Origin of the sequence: Amycolatopsis sp. WAC 01416, assembly GCF_003947485.1 — a bacterium.
In the GTDB taxonomy this organism is placed as follows: Bacteria; Actinomycetota; Actinomycetes; order Mycobacteriales; family Pseudonocardiaceae; genus Amycolatopsis.
This window is the reverse complement of record NZ_QHHX01000001.1, coordinates 181,017-203,226: the sequence shown is the minus strand read 5'-3', so window position 1 is coordinate 203,226 and position 22,210 is coordinate 181,017. Positions and strand designations below refer to the sequence as shown.

22 protein-coding genes are annotated in these 22,210 nt (G+C 67.8%); 17 read left to right on the top strand and 5 right to left on the bottom strand.

The window, feature by feature from the left end; all coding sequences use genetic code 11:
• The first annotated feature begins 2 nt into the window (after positions 1 to 2).
• From DL990_RS01005 to DL990_RS00955, 10 genes are all read left to right on the top strand, one after another.
• Positions 3 to 1,979 carry a DUF6541 family protein gene (locus tag DL990_RS01005; RefSeq protein ID WP_125797635.1) on the top strand — a complete coding sequence of 659 codons (1,977 nt, stop codon included), beginning with the start codon at positions 3 to 5 and terminating at the stop codon, positions 1,977 to 1,979.
• 17 nt (positions 1,980 to 1,996) lie between these two features.
• Positions 1,997 to 2,740 (top strand): glycosyltransferase family 2 protein, encoded by a 744-nt coding sequence (locus DL990_RS01000; protein ID WP_255431295.1) that lies wholly within the window; start codon positions 1,997 to 1,999, stop codon positions 2,738 to 2,740.
• Positions 2,741 to 2,752: 12 nt separating this feature from the next.
• Entirely contained in the window at positions 2,753 to 3,190 is a 438-nt protein-coding gene (locus tag DL990_RS00995) for a DUF2304 domain-containing protein (protein WP_125784962.1), read from the top strand.
• Positions 3,187 to 3,744, top strand: a complete 558-nt coding sequence (locus DL990_RS00990) for a uridine kinase (protein ID WP_125784963.1) — start codon at positions 3,187 to 3,189, stop codon at positions 3,742 to 3,744. Before DL990_RS00995 ends, DL990_RS00990 begins: the two co-directional genes overlap by 4 nt.
• 520 nt (positions 3,745 to 4,264) lie before the next feature.
• A complete protein-coding gene (locus DL990_RS00985) occupies positions 4,265 to 5,806 on the top strand; it encodes an ABC transporter substrate-binding protein (protein ID WP_125784964.1) in 1,542 nt (513 codons plus the stop codon).
• 86 nt (positions 5,807 to 5,892) lie between these two features.
• The gene (locus tag DL990_RS00980; RefSeq protein ID WP_125784965.1) at positions 5,893 to 6,894 is read left to right on the top strand and encodes an ABC transporter permease; all 1,002 of its coding nucleotides are present in this window, start codon (positions 5,893 to 5,895) and stop codon (positions 6,892 to 6,894) included.
• Positions 6,891 to 7,826, top strand: a complete 936-nt coding sequence (locus tag DL990_RS00975) for an ABC transporter permease (RefSeq protein ID WP_125784966.1) — start codon at positions 6,891 to 6,893, stop codon at positions 7,824 to 7,826. The genes DL990_RS00980 and DL990_RS00975 overlap by 4 nt, the downstream gene beginning before the upstream one ends.
• Before the next feature lie 7 nt (positions 7,827 to 7,833).
• The gene (locus DL990_RS00970; RefSeq protein WP_125784967.1) at positions 7,834 to 8,829 is read left to right on the top strand and encodes an ABC transporter ATP-binding protein; all 996 of its coding nucleotides are present in this window, start codon (positions 7,834 to 7,836) and stop codon (positions 8,827 to 8,829) included.
• Positions 8,826 to 9,944 (top strand): ABC transporter ATP-binding protein, encoded by a 1,119-nt coding sequence (locus DL990_RS00965; RefSeq protein ID WP_125784968.1) that lies wholly within the window; start codon positions 8,826 to 8,828, stop codon positions 9,942 to 9,944. The genes DL990_RS00970 and DL990_RS00965 overlap by 4 nt, the downstream gene beginning before the upstream one ends.
• Before the next feature lie 304 nt (positions 9,945 to 10,248).
• The gene (locus DL990_RS00955; protein WP_125797633.1) at positions 10,249 to 10,890 is read left to right on the top strand and encodes an SDR family oxidoreductase; all 642 of its coding nucleotides are present in this window, start codon (positions 10,249 to 10,251) and stop codon (positions 10,888 to 10,890) included.
• Here DL990_RS00955 and DL990_RS00950 read toward each other — a convergent pair.
• The gene (locus tag DL990_RS00950; protein WP_125784970.1) at positions 10,883 to 11,446 is read right to left on the bottom strand and encodes a CGNR zinc finger domain-containing protein; all 564 of its coding nucleotides are present in this window, start codon (positions 11,444 to 11,446) and stop codon (positions 10,883 to 10,885) included. The two genes, DL990_RS00955 and DL990_RS00950, sit on opposite strands and share 8 nt — an antisense overlap.
• An 87-nt stretch (positions 11,447 to 11,533) precedes the next feature.
• Here DL990_RS00950 and DL990_RS00945 point away from each other — a divergent pair, with 87 nt between their 5' ends.
• Positions 11,534 to 12,232: an SDR family oxidoreductase gene (locus tag DL990_RS00945; protein ID WP_125797632.1), complete on the top strand. Its 699-nt coding sequence runs from the start codon at positions 11,534 to 11,536 to the stop codon at positions 12,230 to 12,232.
• A gap of 181 nt (positions 12,233 to 12,413) precedes the next feature.
• Complete coding sequence (gene erm / locus DL990_RS00940) at positions 12,414 to 13,211, top strand: 23S ribosomal RNA methyltransferase Erm (RefSeq protein ID WP_125797631.1); 798 nt, start codon at positions 12,414 to 12,416, stop codon at positions 13,209 to 13,211.
• On the opposite strand, the gene DL990_RS00935 is transcribed toward erm, so the two are convergent.
• Positions 13,114 to 14,037, bottom strand: coding sequence for an EamA family transporter (locus DL990_RS00935; protein ID WP_125797630.1), 924 nt, complete (start codon positions 14,035 to 14,037; stop codon positions 13,114 to 13,116). The genes erm and DL990_RS00935 overlap by 98 nt on opposite strands.
• An 87-nt stretch (positions 14,038 to 14,124) precedes the next feature.
• Here DL990_RS00935 and DL990_RS00930 point away from each other — a divergent pair, with 87 nt between their 5' ends.
• The gene (locus DL990_RS00930) at positions 14,125 to 15,084 is read left to right on the top strand and encodes a LysR family transcriptional regulator (RefSeq protein WP_125797629.1); all 960 of its coding nucleotides are present in this window, start codon (positions 14,125 to 14,127) and stop codon (positions 15,082 to 15,084) included.
• Here DL990_RS00930 and DL990_RS00925 read toward each other — a convergent pair.
• Complete coding sequence (locus DL990_RS00925) at positions 15,020 to 15,625, bottom strand: TetR/AcrR family transcriptional regulator (protein WP_370451224.1); 606 nt, start codon at positions 15,623 to 15,625, stop codon at positions 15,020 to 15,022. The two genes, DL990_RS00930 and DL990_RS00925, sit on opposite strands and share 65 nt — an antisense overlap.
• A gap of 58 nt (positions 15,626 to 15,683) precedes the next feature.
• Between DL990_RS00925 and DL990_RS00920 the strand changes: the two genes are divergently transcribed.
• Positions 15,684 to 16,310, top strand: a complete 627-nt coding sequence (locus tag DL990_RS00920) for a peroxiredoxin-like family protein (protein WP_125797628.1) — start codon at positions 15,684 to 15,686, stop codon at positions 16,308 to 16,310.
• 161 nt (positions 16,311 to 16,471) lie between these two features.
• Here the strand turns inward: DL990_RS00920 and leuA are convergent, their stop codons facing one another.
• A complete protein-coding gene (gene leuA / locus DL990_RS00915; protein WP_199746173.1) occupies positions 16,472 to 18,229 on the bottom strand; it encodes a 2-isopropylmalate synthase in 1,758 nt (585 codons plus the stop codon).
• 244 nt (positions 18,230 to 18,473) lie between these two features.
• Between leuA and DL990_RS00910 the strand changes: the two genes are divergently transcribed.
• The 3 genes from DL990_RS00910 to DL990_RS00900 are packed head-to-tail and all read left to right on the top strand — an operon-like array spanning position 18,474 to position 21,336.
• Entirely contained in the window at positions 18,474 to 18,839 is a 366-nt protein-coding gene (locus DL990_RS00910; RefSeq protein WP_125784976.1) for a hypothetical protein, read from the top strand.
• A 47-nt stretch (positions 18,840 to 18,886) separates the two neighbouring features.
• A complete protein-coding gene (locus DL990_RS00905) occupies positions 18,887 to 19,489 on the top strand; it encodes a chemotaxis protein CheB (protein WP_125797627.1) in 603 nt (200 codons plus the stop codon).
• Positions 19,486 to 21,336, top strand: coding sequence for a protein-glutamate O-methyltransferase CheR (locus DL990_RS00900; RefSeq protein WP_125797626.1), 1,851 nt, complete (start codon positions 19,486 to 19,488; stop codon positions 21,334 to 21,336). The genes DL990_RS00905 and DL990_RS00900 overlap by 4 nt, the downstream gene beginning before the upstream one ends.
• A gap of 1 nt (position 21,337) precedes the next feature.
• Here the strand turns inward: DL990_RS00900 and DL990_RS00895 are convergent, their stop codons facing one another.
• On the bottom strand, positions 21,338 to 22,099 hold the full coding sequence (locus DL990_RS00895; RefSeq protein ID WP_125797625.1) for a GAF and ANTAR domain-containing protein: 762 nt from the start codon (positions 22,097 to 22,099) through the stop codon (positions 21,338 to 21,340).
• Positions 22,100 to 22,210 lie beyond the last annotated feature (111 nt).

Genomic DNA, 22,210 nt, shown 5'->3' with positions numbered 1-22,210 from the left:
CGATGAACGTTCTTTTGGTCTTGCTGGCGTTCTGGCTGCCGGGGCTCGTCTTCGGCGCCGCGATCAGGCTGCGCGGCTGGACCCTCGCCGCCGCGGCCCCGCTGCTGACCTTCGGCCTCGTCGCCATCGGCGTCCCGATCCTCGGCCGCTTCGGCATCCGCTGGACGATGCTGAACGTCGGCCTGTGGGTGTTGCTGCTGTCCCTCGTCGGCTTCGGCCTTTCGTTCCTCGTGCTCCGCTTCACCGCGAAGCGGCACCCAGAGTGGGCCGAGGACGAAGACGACGACGAGACGAAACGCTCTCTGCGCGATCACCTGCTGATCGGCGCCGGTGTCGTGGTGGGCCTCGGCGTCGGCCTGGTCACCTTCCTGCGTGGTTCGCACACCCTGGAGAACGTCCAGCAGGGCTGGGACGCCCCGTTCCACGGCAACCTGGTGCGCTGGATCGCCGAGCACGGCGACGCACGCGCGTCGACCGTCGGCACCATCGCGAACCTGCCGAACCAGCACGACTACTTCTACCCGGACACCTACCACGCGCTGCTCGCCCTGATCTTCGGCAAGGGCGGCCTGACGATGATGCCGACGCTGAACCTGGCGGCGCTCATGGTCGTGCTGACCGTCCCGGTCGGCGTCGCGGCGATGTGCCGCGCCTGGCGCATGCCGGTCCTCGCGACCGCCGCCGCCGCGGCCGTGTCCACCTGGTTCACCGCGTTCCCGTACGACTCGCTGTGGCGCGGTCCGCTGTGGCCGTACGTCGCCGGGGTGGCGCTCGTGCCCGCGATGCTCGCGCTCGCCCGCCTGCTGCTCAAGCCGAACGGCGTCGCCGGACCGGTCGCGATCGGCGTCGGCGTCGCCGGGCTGGCCGGCCTGCACACCAGCCTGATCTTCGTGATCATGGTCTACTTCCTGCTGATCCTGCTCGCGGTGCTGTTCCGCTTCGAGAAGATCGACTGGCGCCGCAGCGCGGCTTCCCTGGTGGCCACGATCGTGGTGGCGGTCGTACTCGGCGTGCCACAGGTCCTGCCCGCGCTCTACAACGCGGGCGGAGTGACGAGCGCGTTCTGGGCGTCGGAGACCAGCGTGTCCGGCGCGCTCGGGCAGACCATCACGTTCTCGCCGATGGCGTCGTTCCCGCAGTGGTGGATCGGCATCCCGGCGATCATCGGTGTGTTCTTCCTGGTCCGGCACCGGCGGATGCTCTGGATGGTCGGCGCGTACGTCGTACTCGGCGGCCTGTTCGCCGCGACGATCTCGCTGGAGACCCCGCTCATCCACACCCTGACCGGCGTGTTCTACAACGACCACTGGCGGATCGGCGCGCTCGTTCCGCTGGCGGGCGCCGTCGCGTTCGGCGAGTTCGTGCACACCACGTCGGGCAAGATCGCGGAGAAGCTCGGCGAGCGCAGGCCCGGCCTGAACCCGGTCACCGCCGCCATCGCGGGCGCGGTGGTGGTCGGCCTGGTCGTCACGGTGCTGAGCAAGGGCGGCTACATCGGCCGCAACTCCGCGCGGCTCGCGATGAACTACGGCGAGGGTCCCTCGGTCAGCAAGGGCGAGGAAGAGGCCTACGCCTGGCTCGGGAAGCACGTCGTGCCGGGCGAGCGCGTGATGAACGACAAGGCCGACGGCTCGGTGTGGATGTACGCCCTTTCGGGGGTTCAACCGGTCGAGTGGACCAACTACGGCGCCGAGTTCACCACCAAGGCGGGCTGGCTCAGCGTCTTCCTGAACGACATCAACCGCGAGCCGCGCGTGCGCGAGGCGCTCACCGACCTCAAGGTGCGTTACGTGCTCGTCGGCAAGGGCAAGGTGGCCTCCAACGCGCAGTCCGCGGTGGGTCTCCAGCGCCTCGACATCACTCCGGGTTTCAAACGCGTCTTCCACAACCTCGACGCGTCGGTTTACGAAATCGAAGGTCAGCAAGGTGTGGTCGCCGATGGCGCGCCCGCCGGGTCCGACACCGCTCACGGCCAGTAAGAAGATAGAGTGATCCAGTGTCCAGTACGTCCGTGACCACCCGCCGCGTACTCATCGTGATGCCCGCGTTGAACGAGCAGGCCAGTGTCGGCGCGGTCATTTCCCAGGTCAAGCAGTCCTTGCCGGGCATGGACGTGCTGGTCGTCGACGACGGCTCGTCCGACGACACGGCCAAACTCGCCCGCGCGGCGGGCGCGGAGGTGGCCCGCCTGGCGGTGAACCTCGGCGTCGGCGGGGCGATGCGCACCGGCTTCCGGTACGCCGCCGCCCGCGGCTACGACGTCGTCGTGCAGGTGGACGCGGACGGCCAGCACGATCCAGACGAGGTCGCCGCCCTGCTGGACGCGCTCGACGACGCCGACATCGCGATCGGCTCGCGGTTCGCCGGCAAGGGTTCGTACAAGGCGAGCGGCCCGCGGAAATACGCGATGGTCGCGCTCTCGCTCGTTTTCTCCCGGCTCGGGAAGACCAAGCTCACCGACGTGACCTCCGGGTTCAAGGCGATGGGCCCGCGCGCGATCAAACTGTTCGCCGCGTACTACCCGGCCGAATACCTCGGCGACACGGTCGAATCGCTCGTGATGGCGATCCGCGCCGAACTGAAGATCAAGGAAATCCCGGTGATCATGCGCGAACGGGCGGCCGGAACGCCGAGCCATTCGCCGGTGAAATCGGCCGTCTACCTCGGCCGCGCCGGACTCGCCCTGCTGCTGGCGCTGGTGCGCCGCCGCCCCGCCGTCGACTCGTCGGATTCGGCGTAAAAGGAGCTGATTATGGCTGGCTGGCGCATTCTCAGCATCGTCGTCGCCTGTCTCGTGCTGTTCGTCGTCCTCGAGATGATGCGACGGCGGAAACTGCGGGAAAAGTACGCGGGTGTCTGGCTCGTCCTCGCCGTCGGCGTGGTCGTGCTCGCCCTCGTTCCGCAGGCCGCCGACTTCCTGGCCCGGGTAACCGGCGTTCAGACGCCGTCGAACTTCGTATTCCTCTTGGCCGGTGTGGTGCTCGCACTGGTCGCGCTGCATCTGTCGACCGAGGTCGGGCATCTCGAAGAAGAGGTCCGGACCTCCGTCGAGGAGATCGCGCTGCTCCGCTGCGAACTCGCCGACGCCCAGCGTGACCTGGAAGAACGCGTCGCCGCGCTCGAAGCCAGGACGGCCGCGCCCGACAACGTCAAAGGGCTCCCCGAAGTGAGCCCCGCACGCGCACGCTGATCGACGCCCTTTTCGCGGCCCCGCCGAGGTTGGGCGCCGTCCGCGTGCTCGCCGTCGACGGCCCGTCCGGCTCCGGGAAGTCCACGCTGGCCGGGAAGATCGTGGCCGAACTCGCCGGCCGCGGCGTTCACGTCGCGCTGGTGAGCACCGACGAGTTCGCCACCTGGGACGAGCCCGTCTCGTGGTGGCCGCGCCTGGAAACCGGGGTACTGGAACCGTTGCGCGCGGGCAGGCCCGGCCGCTACCGGCGCGTGGACTGGACCAGCGGCACCCCTCGACCGGGTGAAGAAGTCGAGATCCCGGCCCCCGACGTCCTGGTGCTGGAAGGCGTTTCCAGTGGCCGCGCGCGGATCCGGCCGTCGTTGTCGCTGCTGACCTGGCTCGACGGCGGGAACGAGGCCGAACGCCTCGACCGTGCGACGGGCCGCGACGGCGAGGAATCCCGTGTGGACCTCCGGCGCTGGCAACTGTTCGAACGCGGGTGGTTCGCCGTGGACGGGACCCGTGCCGCGGCGGACCGGGTGCAGGTGGTCGTGAGTGGCGATTCGGGTTAGAACCCGAATCGCCACTCACGACCACCTGCACCGGCGCCGGCACGGCACCTTTGTGCAGGGAGGCCCTACCACTTGTGAGAGGGACCCGATACCCACGGATGTCCTGTTTTGTCAGTGACCCATTGGTAGTAGCGGTAAGCACCCATTTGAGTCAGTGACCCGGCACTCTGCGCGTTAGTGGTCCGGAATTGATTACACTCCGTCCAGAATTGCGGACACTTTGCGGTCGTATTGGCCGTCGTGTAGCGCGATCGTAACCTCGCGTGCTTAAGTGCGGGCTGAGTTCCCGCTAGTGTCGGCGAGCACACCGATCGTCCGCGGAGTTCGAGTTTCGACCGATCGACGCCGACGGTGCCTAAACACCGAATATCTCCTCAAGGGGTGCCAGATGCAGCAACTGCGGGTGACCCGAGCACGCCGTGTGGCCCTGATCGGGCTTGCCGGCGCACTCGCGGTCTCCATTTCCGCCTGTGCCGAATCGAAGCGTGAAGAAGGCGCAGGGGGTGGCTCGGGAGGCACCATGGTCTTCGGAGCCGCCGGTAACCCGAAGACGTTCGACCCGCTCTTCAACGACGACGGTGAAACCTTCCGCATCATCCGCCAGATGATGGACACGCTGATCATGAACAAGCCGGGGACAGCGGACCTCGAGCCTGGTCTCGCGGAGAAGTGGGAAGGCAGCAACGAAGGCAAGACCTGGACCTTCTCCCTGAAGAAGGGCGTGAAGTTCCACGACGGCACCCCGTTCAACGCCGAAGCGGTCTGCTTCAACTTCAACCGCATGTTCAACATGAAGGGCGCCGCCGCCCAGAGCCAGATGATCTACTACGGCGACGTCTTCGAGGGCTTCGCCAAGAACGAGGGCGACGCTTCCGGCGACCCGGTGTTCAAGGACTGCCAGGCCAAGGACGAGTCCACCGCCGTCCTGAACCTGAACAAGGCCAAGGGCGCCTTCCCGGCGGCCTTCACCCTTCCGTCGCTGTCCATCCAGAGCCCGGACGCGCTGAAGAAGTACAACGCCGACGCCGTCACCCAGAGCGGTGACTCGTTCTCCTACCCGGAGTACGCGCTGAAGCACCCGACCGGCACCGGCCCGTTCAAGTTCGAGAGCTGGGACCAGGCCAAGGGTGAGATCACGCTGGTCAAGGCCACCGACTCGCCGACCCAGACGGCCAAGCTCGACAAGCTGGTCTTCAAGGTCATCCCGGATGAGAACGCCCGCAAGCAGGCGCTCAAGGCCGGCGACATCCAGGGCTACGACTACCCGTCGCCCGCGGACTACGGCCTGCTGCGCAACGACGGTGAGCAGGTGCTCATCCGCCCGTCGTTCAACATCCTGTACCTGGGCATCAACCAGAAGAACAACCCGAAGCTGAAGGACCCCAACGTCCGCAAGGCGCTGGCGTACGGCCTCAACCGTGAGCAGTTCGTGAAGTCGAAGCTCCCCGAGGGCGCCGAGACCGCGACGCAGTTCGTGCCGAAGGCGATCGACGGCTACAACGAGAACGTCACCAAGTACGACTACAACCTTCAGAAGGCGAAAGACCTGCTGAAGGCGGCCGGCGCCGAGGGCATGACCCTCAAGTTCTACTACCCGACCGAGGTCACCCGGCCGTACATGCCGAACCCGGCCGACATCTTCACCTCGCTGTCCGAGGACATGAAGGCCATGGGCATCAAGGTCGAGCCGATCGCCAAGCCGTGGAACGGTGGCTACAAGGACGACGTCCAGAAGGCGGGCAAGCACGACGTGCACCTGCTCGGCTGGACCGGTGACTACAACGACGCCGGTAACTTCGTCGGCACCTTCTTCGGCCGCGAGAAGGCGGAGTTCGGTTTCAGCAACCCCGAGCTCTTCAACGCCCTCTCCGCCGCGGACGCCGCGCCCGCCGGCGAGGCGCACACCAAGGCGTACCAGGAAGTCAACAAGCAGATCATGGAATACCTGCCCGCCATCCCGATCTCCTACGGCCCCCCGGCGATCGTCGTCGGCCCGAAGGTGAAGGGCCTGGTCGCCAGCCCGCTGACCGACGAGCGCTTCTACACCGTCACGGTCAACTGATCCACCACCACTAAGCCACCAGGGGGTGGGCGCTACCGCGCCCGCCCCCTGTGGCCCATTCCCGGGCTGGCAACAAAGGAACGCACGTGCTCCGTTTTCTCGTGCGTCGGCTGCTACAAGCGATACCGACGCTCTTGATCCTGTCCATTTTGATCTTCGCCTGGCTCCGGTCCCTTCCCGGCGGCCCCGCCGGCGCCCTCCTGGGTGACAAGGCGACCCCGGAGAAGATCGCCGACCTGAACAAGCTCCTCGGCCTCGACGATCCGATCTTCGTCCAGTACTTCAAGTTCCTCGGCCGGGCGATCACCGGCGACTTCGGCAACTCGCTGGTCTCCGCCCAGCCGGTCATGTCGGAGATCGGGAACTTCCTGCCCGCCACCCTCGAGCTCGGCTTCTGCGCGATGCTCATCGCGGTGGGCTTCGGCATCCCGTTCGGCTACCTGTCCGCCCGCTTCCGCGGCGGGGCCGTCGACAACGTCATCATCGTGCTGAGCCTGGTCGGCGTCGCGGTGCCGGTGTTCTTCCTCGGCTACATGATGCAGGACCTGCTGGCCGCCCCGCTGGGACTTCCCTCGCAGGGCCGTCAGATGGCGGGCCTCGACGCCACCACCGTCACCGGGTTCGCCGTCCTCGACGGCATCATCACCCAGGAGTGGGACGCCGCCTGGGACGCGATCGCCCACCTGATCCTCCCGGCGTTCGCGCTGGCCACGATCCCGCTCGCGGTCATCGTGCGGATCACCCGGGCTTCGGTGCTGGACGTGCTGAACGAGGACTTCATCCGCACGGCCAACTCGAAGGGCCTGACCCAGCCGATCGTCCGGCGCCGTCACGTGCTCCGCAACGGCCTGCTGCCGGTGGTCACCGTCATCGGTCTCCAGACCGGTGCGCTGCTCGGTGGCGCCGTGCTGACCGAGCGGGTGTTCAACTTCCGCGGCCTCGGCTTCCTGCTCGCCGAAGGCATCGAACGGCGTGACTACCCGCGTCTGCAGGCGCTGCTGCTGTTCGGCGCGCTGGTCTACGTGCTGGTGAACATGCTGGTCGACGTCTCGTACGGGCTCATCGACCCGAGGGTGCGTGTCCGATGAACACTTTGCTGAACAAGAAGAAGGAGCCGATCGACAAGCTCGCGGCTTCGTCGGCGAAGGGGCACAGCCTCGGTGGCGAGGCGCTGCGCCGGATGATGCGGAGCCCGGTGGCCATCACCGGCGCCGTGATCACCGGCCTGTTCCTGCTGGTGGCCATCTTCGCGCCGCTTCTGGCGCCGAAGGATCCCTACGAGCGGTATCTGCAGAGCCAGGTCATCCTCGGCCAGGGCATCATTCCGGGCGCTCAGCCCGGTTTCCCGCTCGGTGTCGACGACTTCGGCCGCGACTACCTTTCGCGGCTGCTGGTCGGCGCGCAGAACACGCTGCTGGTCGGTGTGCTCGCGACGATCATCGGCGTCGTGGTCGGCATGATCATCGGTGGTCTCGCCGGTGCTTTCGGCGGCTGGGTCGACACCGTGCTGATGCGGCTCGTCGACGTCATGCTGTCCGTGCCGTCGCTGCTGCTGGCGATCTCGGTCGCCGCGCTGTTCCAGAAGCCGAGCCAGTGGACGGTGATCGTCGCGGTGTCGATGGTCAGCGTGCCGATCTTCGCGCGGTTGCTGCGTGGTTCGATGCTCGCGCAACGGAACAGCGACCATGTGCTCGCGGCGACGTCGCTCGGCGTCAAACGCAGGGCGGTCGTGTTGCGGCACATGCTGCCCAACTCGCTCGGCCCGGTCATCGTGCAGGCCACGCTGACCCTGGCGACCGCCATCCTCGAGGCGGCGGCGCTGTCGTTCCTCGGTCTCGGCGACCCGGACCCGAACCGGGCGGAATGGGGCATCATGCTGAGCCGCAGCGCTCGGCAGTTCCTCGACATCCGCCCCGAGCTGGCGTACTACCCGGCCATCGCGATCATCATCGTCGCGCTCGGGTTCACGCTGCTCGGCGAGTCCTTGCGGGAAGCCCTCGATCCGAAGAACAGGCGGTGATGTGACGATGGCACTCCTCGAAGTACGCGATCTCAAGGTCGTTTTCCAGCGGCGCGGTGAGAAGCCGTTCACCGCGGTGGACGAGGTCAGTTTCGACGTCGAACCCGGCCAGACGGTCGGCCTCGTCGGTGAGTCCGGTTGCGGCAAGTCCGTGACCTCGCTGGCGATCATGCGGCTGCTCGCGAAACGCGGCAACCACGTCAGCGGTTCGGTGTCGTTCGAAGGCACGGATCTGCTCAGCCTGTCGGACAAGGAAATGCGGGACCGCCGCGGCCGCGACCTCGGCATGGTGTTCCAGGATCCGCTGTCCTCGCTGAACCCGGTCATCCCGATCGGCCTTCAGATCACCGAGGTGCTGGAGCGGCATCGCGGGATGTCGCGCAAGGCGGCGTCGGTGGAGGCGGCGGAACTGCTGGACAAGGTCGGCATCCCCGACCCGGCACGGCGGCTTTCCGAGTACCCGCACCAGCTTTCCGGCGGGATGCGGCAGCGCGCGCTGATCGCGATCGCGCTCGCCTGCCGTCCCCGGCTGCTCATCGCCGATGAGCCGACCACCGCGCTCGACGTGACGATCCAGGCGCAGATCCTCGCGCTGCTGCGGGAACTGGTGCAGGACACCGGGACCGCGCTGATCATGATCACGCACGACCTCGGTGTCGTCGCCGGACTCTGCGACGAGGTCAACGTGCTCTACGGCGGCAAGATCGTCGAGCGGGCCGAGCGGCACTCGCTCTTCGCCGAGCCCCGGCACCCGTACACGCACGGCCTGCTCGCCTCGATCCCGCGGCTCGACGCGGGCCGCGGCGAGAAACTGATCCCCATCAAGGGATCCGTCTCCGACAACATCCCGTGGGACGGCGGCTGCGCCTTCGCGCCCCGCTGCCCGAACGCTCTCGGCGTGTGCCGGGAGGTTTCACCGCAGCTGACCCCCGATCGCGGTGGACTGCTGCGCTGCCACAACCCGGTGATCCCGGCCGTGGCCGCACGAGGAGGGGCCCGATGACGCACGCGGTACCGGAGCAGGAAGTACTGCTCGAGGTCAACGACCTCAAGGTGCACTTCCCGATCAAACGCGGCATCGTTTTCGACCGCACCGTCGGGTATGTGTACGCCGTGGACGGCGTCGATCTGGCCATCCGCAAGGGTGAAACCTACGGTCTGGTCGGGGAATCCGGCTGCGGGAAGTCCACTTTGGGCAGGGCGATCCTCCGGCTGACCGAGCTGACGAACGGCAACGTCGTCTTCGACGGCACCGACGTCGCGGGCCTCAAGGGCGAGGACCTGCGCAAGGCACGCCGCCGGATGCAGATGGTCTTCCAGGACCCGATGTCCTCTTTGGACCCTCGGCAGTCGGTGGAATCCATTCTGACCGAAGGAATGAGGGCGCACGGCCTCGCCAGCGACAAGGAGGCGACGGCCAAGCGGCTGCGCGAACTCCTGGCCGCCGTCGGTCTTCCGGAGTCCTCGCTGCGGAAGTACCCGCACGAGTTCTCGGGCGGCCAGCGTCAGCGCATCGGCATCGCGCGGGCGCTCGCGGTCGAGCCTGACCTGATCGTCGCCGACGAACCGGTGTCCGCGCTGGACGTCTCGGTGCAGGCTCAGGTGGTCAACCTCCTGGAGGATCTGCAGGAGAAGCTCGGGCTCACCTACCTGGTGATCGCGCACGACCTCGCGGTGGTGCGGCACATCTCCGACCGCATCGGCGTGATGTACCTCGGCTCGCTGGTCGAAGAGGCCGACGCCGACGCGCTCTACGAGAACCCGCTGCACCCGTACACGCGGGCGCTGCTCTCGGCGATCCCGGTGCCGGACCCGGTGGTGGAGGACAGCCGGGAGCAGATCCTGCTCGCCGGTGACCTGCCCTCGCCGGCGCGGCCGCCGTCCGGCTGCCGGTTCCACACGCGTTGTCCGTGGAAGCAGCAGAGCCTGTGCGACACCGACCGCCCGCAGCTGCGGGAGATCGGCGCCGGGCACCGGGTCGCCTGCCACTACGCGGAGGACATCCGCGATGGCCGGATCAAACCGCACGAGGTCAAGGCGGAACTCGTCGACGCCGGAGACCTGAACCCCGACGTCGGCGGACTGCCGGACGTCGGCTCGGCGGCGGAGATCCTCTAGCTCCAGCTGTGAAGCGCGTGAAGGCCCCCTTCCCTCGGCCGTGGTTTTGAGTGACCAGCCGAGGGAAGGGGGCCTTCACGCGCACCACAAGCAGGTGACTAATTGCGGCGGGCGCGTGACCGGACGCGTTGCGAAAGCCACTTTCGCAACGCTCAAGGTTGCGAAAGTGGCTTTCGCAACACGCGCGCCCCCGGTCGGAGAGGCGCCAAGCCCGCCGCGAGGCCAAGCCGCACCGCAAGCAGGTGACTAATTGCGGCGGGCGCGTGACCGGGCAAAAGCGGCGGTCTTCGGGCAGACTCGTGTAATGCGGGTCACAGTGCTGGGTGCGTCGGGGCGGACGGGGATCCACGTGGTCCGGCTTCTGCGGGGGCGGGGACATCAGGTGCGGGCGGGGTTGCGCAGCCGTCGCCGTGCGGAGGAGGTCGCCGGTCTCGGCGCCGAAACCGTGGTCGCGGACGTCACCGCCGACGCGGACGACCTCGTCGAGGCGCTCTCCGGTTCCGAGGTGGTGATCAGCGCGATCGGCGCGCCCGATCCGGATCAGGCCTCGGTCGATCTCGTCGACCGCGACGGCGTGATCACCGCGATCCGCGCGGCGGAGAAGGCGGGTGTCTCGCGGTTCGTGCAGCTTTCCGCGCAGTTCGCGGACGCGCCGGATCAGGGCGATCGGCTGGTGCGGTCGATCCTGATGGCGAAGCAGATCTCCGACAGCGTCCTCCGCCGTTCGAGCCTGAACTGGACGATCGTCCGCCCCGGCACCCTCACCGACGACCATCCCACCGGGCACGTCAAGGTCGCCGGTCATCTCGAACCGGGCCGCGTCTCCCGCGCGGACGTCGCCGCCGTCCTGGTCGGCACGCTGGAAGAGCCGCTCACCGAGAACCAGGGTTTCGACGTCATCGGCGGCGAGATCCCGATCCCGTCGGCGCTGGCCTCGTTCAGCTGAGCGCTTTCTTCCGTTCCCGCGCCGCCCGCAGGTTCGCGACGTTCCCGCAGGTCCGCACGTCGTGCCAGACTCCGCTGTTGTTGCGCGAGACGTCGTAGAAGGCCGAACGGCAGCCGTCGAGCCGGCACAGTTTCAGCCGAGGCCAGATTCCGGCCTGCTGCGCGAGCAGCGTTTCCGTCCAGAGCGCCGAAGTGAGCCACTGCCGTCCGGTGCCGGACGGGAACAGCCGGACGACGCCGTCCCGCAGGGCAAGATCCGCCTTGATCGGCTTCTCGACGGCCACGTCGACGCCGTCCAGGAGTGAAACGAACGACCCGCGAAGCTCTCGAAGCGCGCGAAGGTCGCCCGGACCCAACGTGATCTCGGGCACGTCGGCGTCCCGGGTCCGCGACCATTCCGCCAGTGCTTCGGTGGCCCAGGGGCGCGCCAGGTCGGCGTCGCTCAGCAGGTCGAGGCCGTGTGTCTTGATCGCCTTCGTGTTGAGGAAGTCCTGAACGAGCGCCAACCCCGACGGGGCGGTGCGTAACCGGTATCGGTCGGTCGCGGTCCATGACATAGGTCAAGCGTACTTGACTCTGTCGGCCCGCGTCTCCATTCTGACGACAGAGGCAAAAGCCGAACACTTCTGTCAAAGGAGCAAGTCATGACCTCCATCGAAGGCGCCGTCGTCCTGGTCACCGGCGGACAGCGCGGACTCGGCAAGGCGTTCGTCGCCGAACTGCTCGACCGCGGCGCCGCCAAGGTCTACGCGACCGCCAGGTCGCCGCGCGAGGAGACCGACCCGCGGATCGTGCCGCTCCCGCTCGACGTCACCGATCCGGAATCCGTCCGCGCGCTGGCCGGGCGGGCGAGTGACGCCACGATCGTCTTCAACAACGCCGGGGTCCTCGGTCTCGGCTCGCTGCTCACCGAAGACGTCGACGCGCACCGCCCGGTCTTCGAGACGAACGTCTTCGGTGCGCTCCGGATCGCGCAAGCGTTTGCGCCGCGAGTCAAAGACGGCGGAGCGCTGGTCAACGTGCATTCGATCCTGTCGTGGGCGGCGGGCTCGGGTTCCTACGGCGCGTCGAAGGCGGCCTTCTGGTCACTCACCAACTCGCTCCGGATCGAGTTCGCCGAGCAGGGCACCCACGTCGTCGGCGTCCACCTCGGCTACACCGACACCGACATGACCCAGGGCCTCGACATCCCCAAGAACGACCCGCGTGACGTCGCCCGCCAGGTCGTCGACGGGCTCGAAAAGGGCGAGACCGAAGTGCTCACCGACGACCTCACGCGCCGGGTCAAGGCCGCGCTGTCCGGGCCGGTCGAGCACCTCGGAACGAGCCGGATCGGCGCGTAAAACCGTTCGCGGGAGCACGCCGGCCCGAGGTAGTTTCGCCGCCATGTGTGCTTCCGCGTTCACCAGGACCCGCCGCGCCTAGCGGCGGATCCCCAGCGTCCAGCAAGGAACCGCCGCCCGAGCGAGTCATCGCCGGGCCCGCCTCGTGCTGCCCGGCTCACCTCGAAGCCGCGGAGATCTCTTGCGCACACAACGTCCTGGCCGTCATGAACTCGGCCAGAACTTCCTCATCGACCGGAACACCATCGAAACCGTGGTGCGGCTCGTCGCCGTCACCGACGGGCCGATCATCGAGATCGGCCCTGGCGACGGCGCGCTGACCCTGCCCCTGCAACGGCTGGGCAGGCGGTTGACCGGCGTCGAAGTCGACGACCGCCGCGCCGCGAGGCTGGCGGGCCGCGTCCAGCCGCCGACGGAGATCGTCACCGCGGACTTCCTGCGGTTCACCCCGCCGCCGACGCCGTACGTGCTGGTCGGCAATCTGCCGTTCCACCTGACCACCGCGCTGCTGCGCCGCGTCCTCACCGCTCCGATGTGGACGGACGCCGTGCTGCTCACGCAGTGGGAGGTGGCGCGCCGCCGCGCGGGTGTCGGCGGCGCGACCATGATGACCGCGCAGTGGTGGCCGTGGTTCGAGTTCCGGCTGGTCAGCAGGGTCCCGGCTACGGCGTTCCGGCCTCGGCCCGGCGTCGACGGCGGGCTGTTGACCATGACCCGCCGGGAGCGTCCGCTCGTCGAAGACCGCGAGCGCTATCAGGATTTCGTGCGGCGCGTGTTCACCGGCCGGGGCCGGGGGATCGCGGAGATGCTCGGCGCGTCCCGCGAGACCCGGCGCCGGCTTCAGGAGGAGCGGATCCCGCCGACGGCCCTGCCCAAAACCCTCACCGCACGCCAGTGGGCTGAGGTGTTTCGGCTTCAGGGAGGAAGTCCGGCTCGCGCACACGGCGTTTCGCCGAACCGAACAGGACCCCGCCGATGAACACGGCCGCCGCGACGATCTCCAGCGGCGACGGCCGCTCGTCCAGCACCAGGAACGCCATCGACAGCCCGACCACCGGCACCAGCAGGGAGAACGGCGCGACCACGCCCGCCGGATTGCGGCGCATCAGCGACGTCCAGATCCCGGAGCCGACGATCGTGCCGAACAGCACCACGTAGGCGAGCCCACCGAGGCCGATCAGGCCGGTCGGGGTACCCAGCGTGCTCAGCGAGTGCCCGATCTCGGCGGGGCCCTCCATGACCAGCGACAGCGCGAACATCGGCAGCGGCGGCACCACCGACATCCAGAGGACGAAGTTCAGCGGGTTGTCCGGTGCCGCCTGCCGGGTGCTCAGATTGCCGAACGCCCAGCTCAGCGCGCCGAGCAGGGTCAGGATCACCGGCAGCAGGGCGGCGTTCCCCGCCTGCTGCCAGGCGATCGTCGCCATTCCGGCGACGGCGAGCAGTATCCCGGCGAGCTGCCGTCCGGACACGCGTTCCCGCAGGAAGACGGCGCCGAGCAGGACGGTGAACGGGGCCGAAGCCTGCAGCACCAGCGACGCGAGACCGGTCGGCATGCCGGTGTCCATCGCGATGAAGAGGAACACGAACTGCCCGGTGCCGAACCCGAGCCCGTAGCCGAGCAAGTGGCGGATCTTCACCTTCGGCCACGGCACGAACAGGATCGTCGGGATGGCGATGACCGCGAAGCGCAGCCCGCCGGCGAAGACGGGCGGGAACTGGCCGAGGGTGGCGTGGATGGCGAGGAAGTTGCAGCCCCAGAGGACGGCGACGAGCAGGGCGAGCAGACGATCGCGGGCGGGCATGTCTTCACTCTTACGGGTAACGACCATTTAGGACCAGCGAGAATATTTGCAGCGATCGTTCAGTTCGGCTTCACATATGCTGGCGGCATGGACATCGGCCGGTTGCGGACCCTGCGGGAGTTCGCCGACCGCGGCAGCGTGACGGCGGCCGCGAAGGCGTTGCACTGCACCCCGTCCGCGGTTTCCCAGCAGTTGCGCGCCTTGCAGAGTGACGTCGGTCTCGCGCTCACGGAACCCGCCGGGAGAGGGTTGCGGCTGACCGACGCGGGCCGCGCGCTGGTCGCCCGCGCGGACGACGTGCTCGCCGCCCTCGAACGCGCGGAGTCCGAATTGGACACTTACCGCAGCGCTCCCCGCGGCCGCGTGCGGATGGCGATCTTCCAGTCGGCCGGGCTGATGCTGCTGCCCGGACTGCTGCACCGGACGGCGGAGTTCGACGGACTGGACGTCATCGTGCGCGACGTCGACATGACCCCGCCCGAGGTCCCCGGGCTCGTCGCGGATTACGACATCGTGGTGGCGCACCGGGACGAACACGCGCCGTCGCTCGGCTCGGACCGGCTGGAGACGCGGCATCTGCTGCGTGAACCGCTCGACGTCGCGCTCCCCGCGGGGCATCGGCTCGCGAAACGGCGCCGCATCGAGCTCGCCGAATTGGCCGACGAACGCTGGATCAGCGTCAACGCCGGCTTCCCGGTCGACGACATCCTCCAGTCGCTGATCATCCGCACCGGCGTGCGCCCGCAGGTCGTCCAGCGCATCAACGATTTCCGTATCACCGAGCGGCTCGTCGCCGCCGGGCACGGGATCGCGCTGCTGCCCCGGTACACAATGGACACTCGTCGCGGCAGTGGTCTCGTCTGCCGTCCGCTCGCCGGGATCAAGGCGGCGCGGCACGTGGAGGCGGTCTACCGGCTCGGTGCGTCTTCGCGGCCGGCGGTGGCGAAGGTGCTCGACGCGCTCGCCGTCGAGGTCGCGGCGCTCACGCGCGAGCGTGACTCTTCAGGTGGTCCAGCGCGATCCGGAGCGCGTCGGCGATCGGCGTGACGTCGTGCCGCACGTGTGCCATCAGGAGGCCGCCCTGGACGCAGGCCATCGCGGCCTGCGCGAGCCTGGCCGGGTCGGCGTCGTCGACGAGCTTTCCCTTCGCTTGCAAGGACTTCAGTCCGCGTTCGAGATGTGATTCCCATTCGCGGTAGGCCTTGTCGAGCAGGGGCGCCATCTTGGGGTCGTCGCCGAGTTCGCCGGTGAGGTTGCCGAGCGGGCAGGCGATCGGTCCCTTGGGGGTGGTCTGGATGGCCAGGATCTCGCTCGCCCACTGGTCGAAATCGGCCCAGTCGTGCAGCTCGAAGATGGTCGGCTGGTTGCCGAGGATCTTCTCGAGGAAGCGGGCGATGACCGCTTCGACGAGCTCGTCCTTGTTCTTGAAGTAGTGGTACATCTGCGATTTCCCGGCGCCGCTGGCCGCGAGCACCTTGTCGACGCTCGTCCCGGCCACGCCGTTGACGTACATCAGCTCGGCGGCCGCGTCGACGATCGCGTCCCGAGTCATCCGCCCTCGCGGGGTCTTCGCCGGTTGACCACTCATGTACCGGATAGTACAGTCGAGCACGCTGTACCGATCAGTACAACAGAAGGAGCTGACCATGGGGGATCTCAACACCGACCTCGCCGAGCTGCGGACCTCGGTCGCGAGCCACGTTCCGGCGGAGATCGCCGAGGTGCTCAAGGCCGACCGCGAGACGTTCGTCGGAGTGGTCGCCGAGGCGGCCGCGAAGCCGGGGACGGCGATGCCGGAGCTCACGCTGCCGGACGCCGGCGGCACTCGGGTCCGGGTCGCGGACGGGCCCGCGGTCGTCGTGTTCTATCGCGGCGCGTGGTGCCCGTACTGCAATCTGGCCTTGCGCACGTATCAGCAGGAACTGTTGCCGGAGCTGGAAAACCTGGGCGTGAAGCTGGTCGCGGTCAGCCCGCAGCTGCCGGACGATTCACTGTCCACAAAGGATTTGGAGTTCGCCGTGCTGTCCGATGTGGACAACGGGCTCGGGCGCGCACTCGGCATCACGTTCCGGCTGACGCCGGAGACGAAGCCGACTTTCGACACGCTCATCGGCGACGTCGAGAAGATCAATGGGGCGGCGGAATGGGAGCTGCCGTACCCGACCGTCCTGGTCGTGGACGGCGAAGGCGTCATCCGCTACATCGACGTGCACCCGGACTACACCACCCGCACCGACCCGGCCGACATCCTGGCCGCCGTGAAGGCCCTCTAGCACTCCCGTCCTCTCGCCGGATCACGCGAGTTACGGCTGTAATCACGCGAGTTACGCCTTCAGACACGCGTGATACGGCAAAGCTTCCGGGGTGAAGCGCGTGAAGGCCCCCTTCCCTCGGCTCAGCCGAGGGAAGGGGGCCTTCACGCGCGAAGCGAAAACTACCGGTGAGCCCGGTTCACGGCCGAGACGACGGCCCGCAGCGAAGCGGTCACGATCGACGGGTCGATCCCGATGCCCCAGTACACCCGGTCGGAGATCGCGCACTCGATGTACGACGCGGCGCGCGCGTCGTCGCCCGGCGAGAGCGTGTGCTCGCTGTAGTCCAGCAGCCGCAGGTCGAACCCGACGGTCGACAGCGCGTCGAAGAACGCCGCGATCGGGCCGTTCCCGCGGCCGGTGACCTCGTGTTCGTCGCCTTCGACCCGGACGGTGGCGGTGATGTCGTACTCACCGTCGCCGTTGTCCCTGACGTGCTGGCGGACCAGCTCCAGCGGCGTCTTCAGCTCCAGGTACTCGGCCGAGAACGCGTTCCACATCGTGGCCGGGTCGACCTCGCCGCCCTCGGTGTCGGTGTGGCGCTGGACGACCTTCGAGAACTCGATCTGCAGGCGCCGCGGCAGGTCGAGCTGGTGCTCGGCCTTCATGATGTAGGCGACGCCGCCCTTGCCGGACTGCGAGTTCACCCGGATGACGGCCTCGTAGTTGCGGCCGATGTCCTTCGGGTCGATCGGCAGGTACGGGACCTCCCACGGGTGCTCGTCGACCGGCGCCCCCGCCTTGTCGGCGGCGGCCTTCATCGCGTCGAGACCCTTGTTGATCGCGTCCTGGTGGCTGCCGGAGAACGCGGTGAACACCAGATCGCCGGCCCACGGGCTGCGTTCGTGCACCGGCAGCTGGTTGCAGTATTCGACGGTCCGTTTGATCTCGTCCATGTCGGAGAAGTCGATCTGCGGGTCGACGCCCTGGCTGTACAGGTTCATGCCCAGCGCGACCAGGTCGACGTTGCCGGTGCGCTCGCCGTTGCCGAACAGGCAGCCTTCGATCCGGTCCGCGCCTGCCTGGAAGCCCAGTTCGGCGGCGGCGATGCCGGTGCCGCGGTCGTTGTGCGGGTGCAGCGACAGGATCACCGAATCGCGGCGCTCCAGGTTGCGGTGCATCCACTCGATCGAGTCGGCGTAGACGTTCGGGGACGCCATCTCGACGGTGGCGGGCAGGTTCAGGATGGCGGGCTTCTCCGGCGTCGGCTGCCAGATCTCGGTGATCGTGTTGCAGACCTCGAGCGCGTACGACAGCTCGGTGCCCGTGTAGGACTCCGGCGAGTACTGGAAGCGGAAGTCGGTGTCCGGCTGCTTCGCGGCGTAGTCGACGACCAGCTCAGCGGCCTGCGAAGCGATCTTCGTGATGCCGATGCGCTCCTCGCGGAACACGACGCGACGCTGCAGGATCGAGGTCGAGTTGTAGATGTGGACGATCGCGCGCGGCGCGCCTTCGAGCGCCTTGAAGGTGCGCTCGATCAGTTCCGGGCGGCACTGGGTCAGCACCTGGATGCTGACGTCGTCCGGGATGGCGCCCTCGTCGATGATCTCGCGGACGAAGTCGAAGTCCGTCTGCGACGCCGCCGGGAAGCCGACCTCGATCTCCTTGTAGCCCATGCGGACCAGCAGGTCGAAGAACTTGCGCTTGCGCGCGGGCGACATCGGGTCGATCAGGGCCTGGTTGCCGTCGCGCAGGTCGACCGCGCACCACAGCGGCGCGGTGTCGATGCGCTTGTCCGGCCAGGTGCGGTCGGGCAGCGAGATGTCCTCGACCAGGTCGTACCAGGGGCGATAGCGGTGTACGGGCATCGAAGTGCCGCGCTGGGTGTTCCACGAAGCCTGCTCTGAAGGGGCCGGGCGCGTGGGCTTACGGATGCTCATGAGGGGAGGGTTCTCCTGAAGAATCGGGTGCGACGACCGGCACCACGAAGCCCCGCGACGGGGAGCCGGTCCGATCAGGCCCCGTCGCGGCAGCGAAGCAGGAGAGCTCGAGCCACGACGCCACCTTAACCGCGAGATCTCCCGAAAGGAAACCCGGGCCGCGATCGAACCGTGACCACGGTGGCGCCCATTCGGGTTACTCGCGGGTAGCAATCGGACCAGGAGGCGTGCCACACTGCCCGGCATGGGCGACCACGCTGAAGAGAAGGAAACCGCTGATCAGCCGACCAGACGCAAGGTCGACTGGCGGGCAGGCGGCGGGCGCGCGGCCGGGATACTGGCGAGCGTCGTCCGCTGGGTCGGCCTGGTCTTCGCGGCCATCCTGGTGCTGCACGTCGTCTTCGTGATCGGCGAGGCGAACCCCGACAACGGCATCGTGTCGTTCGTCCGCGGCTGGGCCGACGGGCTCCTGCTGGGCTTCAAGGACCTCTTCATGCCCGAAGACGCCAAGCTCCGCGTGCTGATCAACTACGGCATCGCCGCGATCTTCTGGATGGTCGTCACGGGCATCCTCGCGAAGATCATCCGGCGCGTAGGCGGTTCCGCCTAACCATTCGGAAGCGCGCTTCGTGGGGCCGGGGGCACTACGCTCGGAATATGCCCGGGCCCGGCCGCCACGAGGCGGCTTACGAGATCGTCGCCATCGCCTCCTCGGCGGGTGGGGTCAAGGCGCTGATCGAGGTGTTCGGCGCCCTGCCCGCGGACTTTCCCGTGCCCGTGGTCGTCGTCCAGCATCTCGACCCTCGCCGCGAAACGCTCCTCGCCGACATCCTCGACCGCCGGTCTTCGCTCAGCGTCAAGCTGGCCGAGGCCGGTGACGTCCTGAGGCCCGGTGTCGTCTATGTCGCGCCGCCGGACCGCCACCTGCTGGTGGAATCCGGCGACGTGGCCGGTCTGACGGTGACCGATCAGGTGAAGTTCGTGCGGCCGTCGGCCGATCTGCTCTTCGAGTCCGTCGCCGCCGTGCACGGTCCGGCGGCACTGGCCTGCGTCCTGACCGGGACGGGTTCCGACGGTGCGGCGGGCGCCGCGGCCATCAAGGCCGGTGGCGGTACCGTTGTCTCCCAAGATCCGGAGACCGCCGAATTCAAGGGAATGCCGCACGCGGTGGCGAAGGCCGTGCCGGTCGACCTGGTGCTGCCACTGGACGAAGTCGCCGGTGCGCTCGTCGGCCTGGTCAACGGAACGAGGACGGTATGACCGCGCCGGACGGCGAAATCGAAGACAGTCAGGAACTCGAAACCCTGCTGGCGTTCATCAGGGACTCCCGTGGTTTCGATTTCACCGGTTACAAACGCACTTCGCTGGCCCGCCGGATCCAGAAGCGGATGCAGACGGTGAAGATCGCCGGGTACGGCGAGTACCGCGATTTCCTGGAGACCAACGCCGACGAGTTCCCGGAACTGTTCAACACCATCCTGATCAACGTCACCAGTTTCCTCCGTGACGCCGAAGCCTGGAGCTATCTGCGGAAGACCGTCGTACCCGAACTCGTCGCGAAGGTCGGGGCCGACGAGGAGATCCGGATCTGGAGCGCCGGCTGTTCGAGCGGGGAAGAGGCGTATTCCCTCGCGATCATCTTCGCGGAAGAACTCGGTATCGAGGAAAGCACCAGACGGGTCAAGATCTACGGCACCGACGTCGATGAAGAAGCCTTACGCGAGGCGAGGACGGGGCTGTATCCGGCGAAGTCCTTGGAGCACCTTCCCGGCGAACTGAAGAAGAAGTACTTCGAGCCGACCGGCAACCTGTTCGCTTTCCGGCGCGATCTCCGCCGCCGGGTGATCTTCGGCAGGCACGACATCACGCGCGACGCCCCCATTTCCCGGGTCGATCTGCTCGCCTGCCGCAACACCCTGATGTATTTCAACGTCGAGGCGCAGGCGAAGATCATCGAACGGTTCCATTTCGCGCTCAACGAAGGCGGGCACCTGTTCCTCGGGAAGGCCGAAATGCTGCTTTCCGACGGCGTCCGCTTCGACGTCGCCAACATCCGGAACCGGGTGTTCAAGCTGCGATCGAGCGGTCCGGCGGTGAAGTCCGCGCGGTTCGACGCCCGGGCGGGCGCGGGGACGCGGGACGCCACCCGGCGGCGGCAGGTGTGCGAGCTCGCCTTGGCGTCCTCACCGGATTCCGTGCTGGGGCTCGACCGCGACGGCACGGTCGCCCTGATCAACGGTACGGCGAGGCTCCAATTCGGGCTCTCTCCGCACGACGTGGGCAGGCCTTTCCACGATCTGGAGGTGTCCTACCGGCCGATCGAGCTCCGGGCGGTGATCGACCAGGCGCACAGCGAGCGCCGCAGCATCCGGCTCGACTCCGTGTGGCGCCGGAGGGGCGCGAAAGAGGCGCAGTACTTCGACGTCATCGTCCGGCCACTGATCACCGTCGACGGCGAGGACATCGGTGCGGCGATCACGTTCGTCGACACCACCGAAGCCACCAGGCTGCAGCACGAGGTGAAACGCGTGCAGGAGGATCTGGCGACCGCCTACACCGAACTCCAGTCCACCAACGCGGAACTCGAGACGGTCAACGAGGAACTCCAGTCGAGCATCGAGGAACTCGAGACGACGAACGAGGAACTCCAGTCCACGAACGAAGAGCTGGAGACCACCAACGAAGAGCTCCAGTCGGGCAACGAAGAACTCGAAACGATGAACGAGGAGATGCGCATCCGGACCGCGGAGCTCGACGAGACGCGCATGTTCTTCGAAGGGGTGCTGGCCAGCGTCGAGGCGGGCGTGGTCGTACTCGACGGCGAACTCCAGATACGCAGCTGGAACCGCGGCGCGGAGGAACTGTGGGGCCTCCGTACCGGCGAGGTCTACCGGCAGGACTTCTTCGACCTGGACTTCGGCTTGCCCACGACCACGCTCCGCGGTGTCGTGGAGGCCTGCAACGAGACCGGGCACCGGGCGGATCCGGTCGAGATCGACGCGGTGGACAGGAAGGGCAGGTCACTCGTCGCGTCGGTCAGCTGTTCGCCGTTGCGGGGGCCGGGCGGCGGCGTCGTGCTGATGATCGAGAAGCGGCAGCCCAACTGAGTCAGGGGCGGCGGTTCGCCTTCATCACGTGCTCGTTGAGCGCCACCACCAGGTCGGCCGCGGTCGTGCGGCGGCCGACGAGGCTTTCGGAAACCTCGCCGATCCGCAGGTTGTGGCTGCGCGCGTAGCGGCGGATCAGGAGGAAAGCGTCGTCCGTGCCGATCTCCAGCCGGGCGGACACGAGTCCCTTGGCCTGCTCGATGATCACCCGGCTGCTGAGCGCCCCTTGCAGCTGTTCCGAGGTCGCGGTCAGCCCGGTGATCGCCCGGTGGTTGAGCATGCCGATCGTCGCGGCGTCGGCGAGCGCGACCGCGATGCGCACGTCGGCTTCCGGCAGCCGGGTGGTGTCCGTGGTCAGGATCGTCACCGCGCCGAGGACCTCTCCGTGGCGGCTGAACGGAAACGCGTGCACGGTGCGGAAACCGAGGGAAAGGGAGGCGGGCGCCAGCCGTTCCCAGCGTTCGGCCGCCTCGTCGAGCCGGACGCCGACGACCGGCCCCCGGCTTTCGCAGCAGTCGATTCCAGGGCCCTCTTCGGCGAGGATACCGCCGATCCCGGGTTCGTCGAGCCGCTCGTCCGTGTTCACCACGACGGGCAAGGCGTCGTGGACGCCGAAGGCGGCCAGCCGGATCGACGACGAGGGAATCAATTGGGCGTACCGATCCGCCACACAAAGCCAATAATTCACCGGGTCGAGGGCCGGGGCCAGCGTGTCGGCCAGTTCCAGCAAGGTATCGGCGACCCAGCTTTCGCGTTTTCGCATCAGAAGCGGCCTTCCTGCGGATTGCAGTTGTCAGAGGCGCTGTGCACTCAACGCTAGTCCTCCGCCGGAAGACCGAAAACCCCTGGGGCTCAGCCATTCGGGTCACTTCGG